General features: G+C 68.5%; 5 protein-coding genes. All 5 read right to left on the bottom strand.

The window, feature by feature from the left end:
• A partial coding sequence (locus FKP22_RS24840) for a biotin carboxylase N-terminal domain-containing protein (RefSeq protein ID WP_310733372.1) occupies positions 1–327 on the bottom strand: 327 nt, incomplete at its 3' end.
• A 78-nt stretch (positions 328–405) separates the two neighbouring features.
• Positions 406–1,062: an urea amidolyase associated protein UAAP2 gene (locus FKP22_RS24835; RefSeq protein ID WP_141290330.1), complete on the bottom strand. Its 657-nt coding sequence runs from the start codon at positions 1,060–1,062 to the stop codon at positions 406–408.
• An 8-nt stretch (positions 1,063–1,070) separates the two neighbouring features.
• A complete protein-coding gene (locus FKP22_RS24830) occupies positions 1,071–1,874 on the bottom strand; it encodes an urea amidolyase associated protein UAAP1 (protein ID WP_141290329.1) in 804 nt (267 codons plus the stop codon).
• Between the two features lie 29 nt (positions 1,875–1,903).
• Complete coding sequence (locus FKP22_RS24825; RefSeq protein ID WP_231012398.1) at positions 1,904–2,752, bottom strand: ABC transporter ATP-binding protein; 849 nt, start codon at positions 2,750–2,752, stop codon at positions 1,904–1,906.
• Positions 2,752–3,384: ABC transporter permease (locus FKP22_RS24820; RefSeq protein WP_141290328.1), on the bottom strand; the 633-nt coding region annotated here is incomplete at its 5' end. The genes FKP22_RS24825 and FKP22_RS24820, both read right to left, overlap by 1 nt.

The following is a 3,384-nucleotide window of genomic DNA, read 5'->3' as shown; positions in this document are numbered from 1 at the left end:
CGCTGGCGTGGGGCCGATGAAGGCGAAGCCGGCGGCCTCGCAGGCTTCGGCAAAGCCGGGGTTCTCGGACAGGAAGCCGTAGCCGGGATGGATGGCACCGGCGCCGGTGTCGCGTGCGGCAGCGAGGATGCGCTCGGCATTCAGGTAACTTTGTGCCGCCGGTGCCGGGCCGATGCAGACGGCCTGGTCGGCCATGGCGACATGGCGCGCATCTGCGTCCGCTTCGGAGTAGACCGCCACGGCCTTCAGGCCCAGCGCATGCAGCGTGCGGATGATGCGGCAGGCAATGGCGCCGCGGTTGGCGATGAGGACTGTATTGAAAGACATGGTCTGCAAGGCTTGGGCGGGTCGTCCCGCCGGTCTTGGGCAGCCGGGCTCAGGTCGTCCTGAAGGCTGTGAAGGGCTTCAGGACCAGACGAGCACCTGGGCCGGTGTCGGGTCGTAGCCATTGCAGGGGTTGTTCAGCTGCGGGCAGTTGGAGATGAGCAACCACAGGTCGATCTCGGCGCGCAGCTCCACGTACTTGCCCGGGGCGGACACACCGTCGTCGAACTTCAGCCCGCCTTCGGGGGTGACCGGCACGTTCATGAAGAAGTTGATGTTGGGCGCCAGGTCGCGCTTGCCCAGGCCGATGTCGGCCGCCAGCAGGGCGCTGAGGAAGTTGTCGCGGCAGGCGTGCATGTGGCGCTTGCCGAGGGCGTAGCGCACCTGGTTGCTCTCGGTGGAGCAGGCGCCGCCCAGGGTGTCGTGGCGGCCGCAGGTGTCGGCCACGATGGTGGCCATCTTGCGGCCGGTGTTGCTCATCAGCACCGAGCCGGTGGTCAGGTAGATGCCGCCCTGGGCCAGCATGGTGTTGGTGGCGCTGTAGCGCTCGCCCAGCGGTGCCTGGGCGTAGAAGAGGGCGTCGATGGCCTGGTTGCCTTCGAGGTCGATCAGGCGCAGCGTCTGGCCGGCCTTGATGGACAGAAGGCAGGGCTCGCCGGCCGGCACGGTGTGGTCGTGCAGTGCGTCGGCCGGGTCCAGCAGGCTTTCTTGAATGCGGAATGCGGTGGCTTGGCTCATGGCGGACCTCAGAGGTACAGCAATTCGGTGTTGTGCAGCGCGCGGGCGTTTTCCGGGCGGAAGCTGCGGCAGAAGTCGTCCGCCTGTGCGGTACCGGAATGCCAGGCGGCCAGGCCGATGCGGCCGGGCGTGTAGACGGGCGCCGGGTCCAGCGGATGCGGTGCGCTGCTGTAGGCGACCAGCAGGTCCATCTCGCAGCGCAGCTCCAGCGCGCTGCCGGGCTTGGCGTGGCGCTCGGCGAACTGGAAGCGGCCTTCGAGGTCCACCTGCACCTTGCTGAAGGCATTCACCGGGGCGATCAGGTCGCGCGGCGCGAGGCCGAACTTGGCCAGCTCGACCTGCAGGCCCTCGCGGCCGGCGCGGGCCATCGCATTGCGGTGCGTGGCGTAGCGCTGGGCCGGGTATTTGGCGACGAGCAGGGTTTCGTCCAGCAGCGCGCCCAGCGGGTCGTGCCAGCCCAGCGTGTCCTCGGTGATCGAAGCCATCGCCCGGCCCATGTCGCTCATCAGCACATGGCCGCGGGTGAGGTGCGCGGTGTGCTGGGCCTTGAGTGTGTCGGGCATGTTGTAGCGCTCGAGCAGGTCGGCTGCTGCGTACAGCACCAGGCTGAAATTCGCCGAGGCGTCCAGCGCGACCATGCGCAGCGAGCTGCCGCGGCGCAGCAGGCGCGCGCCGTGGCAGCCGCCGGGCACGATGTCGGACCAGATCACCGTATCCGCCGGCAGCGTGGGCGCGAACTCGCGCCACAGCGCGGGCGTGTCCACCGGCGCGCTGGCCGGCGGGTTGTCCAGGGTGTGGACCAAGGTTTTCATGTGGGGTGGTCTCCAAATGAGGTGCCGCTTTACGCGGCGGCCTGGCTGAGTTTTTCGAGCAGCTCCAGGTCGGTCTTCATGCCCGAGGTGTCGCGGATGCGTTCGAGGATTTCGCGCTTGAGCGCGAGGAACTCCGGGGCCAGCTTCATGTCCTGATTGCGGCGGGCTGGCAGCGGCACCGGGTAGATGGTGTCGATGCGGCCGGGGCGGGGCGCCATCAGCACCACACGGTGGCCCAGGTACAGCGCCTCCTCCACGTCGTGCGTGACGAAGACGATGGTGCTGCGCTCCTGCCGGTGCACGTGGGCGATCAGGTCGTGCATGACCTCGCGGGTCTGCGCGTCCAGTGCGCCGAAAGGCTCGTCCATCAGCAGGATGGGCGGTGCGCTCATCAGTGCGCGGGCAATCGCCACGCGCTGCTGCATGCCGCCGGAGAGCTGGTTGGGGTAGGCGTCGCGCACGGCGTCCAGGCCCATCAGCCGCAGCAGCGCATCGGCGCGGCCGCTGGCGGCTTCCACATCGCTGCTGCTGCGGTCCCGGGTGTGGGCGGAGAGGCGGCGCACGAAGCGGATGTTTTCGATCACCGTCAGCCACGGGTAGAGGCTGTAGTGCTGGAACACCATGGCTCTGTCCGGCCCCGGCCCGGCAATGGGCTGGCCGCAGACGCGCAGCTCCCCCTGGTCATGCCGCTCCAGCCCGGCCATGCAGCGCAGCAGCGTGGACTTGCCGCAGCCCGACGCGCCAACCAACGTGACGAACTCGTTGGGCGCAATGTCCAGGTTCACGTCCACCAGTGCCGGCTGCTTGCCGCCGGGGTAGGTCTTGCCCAGGGCCCGGCAGCAGAGGGACGGCATCACGTCCAATGTCGCGAGGGTCATCAATTTCTCCCGTATAGCCAGGGGAATGCCTTGCGGTGCAGCAGGCGGAACAACTGGTCGATGGCCAGCCCGATCAGGCCGATCAGCAGGATGCCGGCGAAGATCTTGTCGGTCTGCAGGAAGCGCTGGGCCTTCAGGATCGCAAAGCCCAGCCCCGAGTTGGCGGCCACCAGTTCGGCCACCACCAGGTAGGTCCAGGCCCAGCCCATGGTCACACGCAAGGTGTCCAGCAGCGCCGGCTTGGCCGAAGGCACGATGACCTGCTCGACCACTTCGCGCCGGGTGGCCCCCATGGTCTGCGCGGCCTCGATCTGCGCCATCGGCACCCGCCGCACGTCCTCGGCCACCATCAGCACCATCTGGAAGAAAGTGCCGATGAAGATGATGGCCACCTTCGCGCCCTCGCCAATGCCCACCCACAGCATCACCAGCGGCACGAAGGCGACCGCCGGCATGTAGCGGATGAAGTCGGTCAGCGGTTCCAGCAGCGCCTGCATCGCCCGCCAGCTGCCGATGAACAGGCCCAGCGGCAGCGCCAGCAGCGCGGCCAGCGCCCAGCCGGCGACCACGCGCAGGATGCTGATGCCGGCATCGCCCAGCAGGTCGTCCTCGGACCACCAGGTGACGATGCG

The organism is Ideonella azotifigens (genome assembly GCF_006519715.1).
In the GTDB taxonomy this organism is placed as follows: domain Bacteria; phylum Pseudomonadota; class Gammaproteobacteria; order Burkholderiales; family Burkholderiaceae_C; genus Ideonella; species Ideonella azotifigens.
This window is presented reverse-complemented; position numbering and strand designations above follow the sequence as displayed.

Excerpts from the sequence above, each read along its gene's own strand:
- FKP22_RS24835 (WP_141290330.1), bottom strand. The coding sequence starts at position 1,062 with ATGAGCCAAGCCACCGCATTCCGCATTCAAGAAAGCCTGCTGGACCCG.
- FKP22_RS24830 (WP_141290329.1), bottom strand. The coding sequence starts at position 1,874 with ATGAAAACCTTGGTCCACACCCTGGACAACCCGCCGGCCAGCGCGCCG.
- FKP22_RS24825 (WP_231012398.1), bottom strand. The coding sequence starts at position 2,752 with ATGACCCTCGCGACATTGGACGTGATGCCGTCCCTCTGCTGCCGGGCC.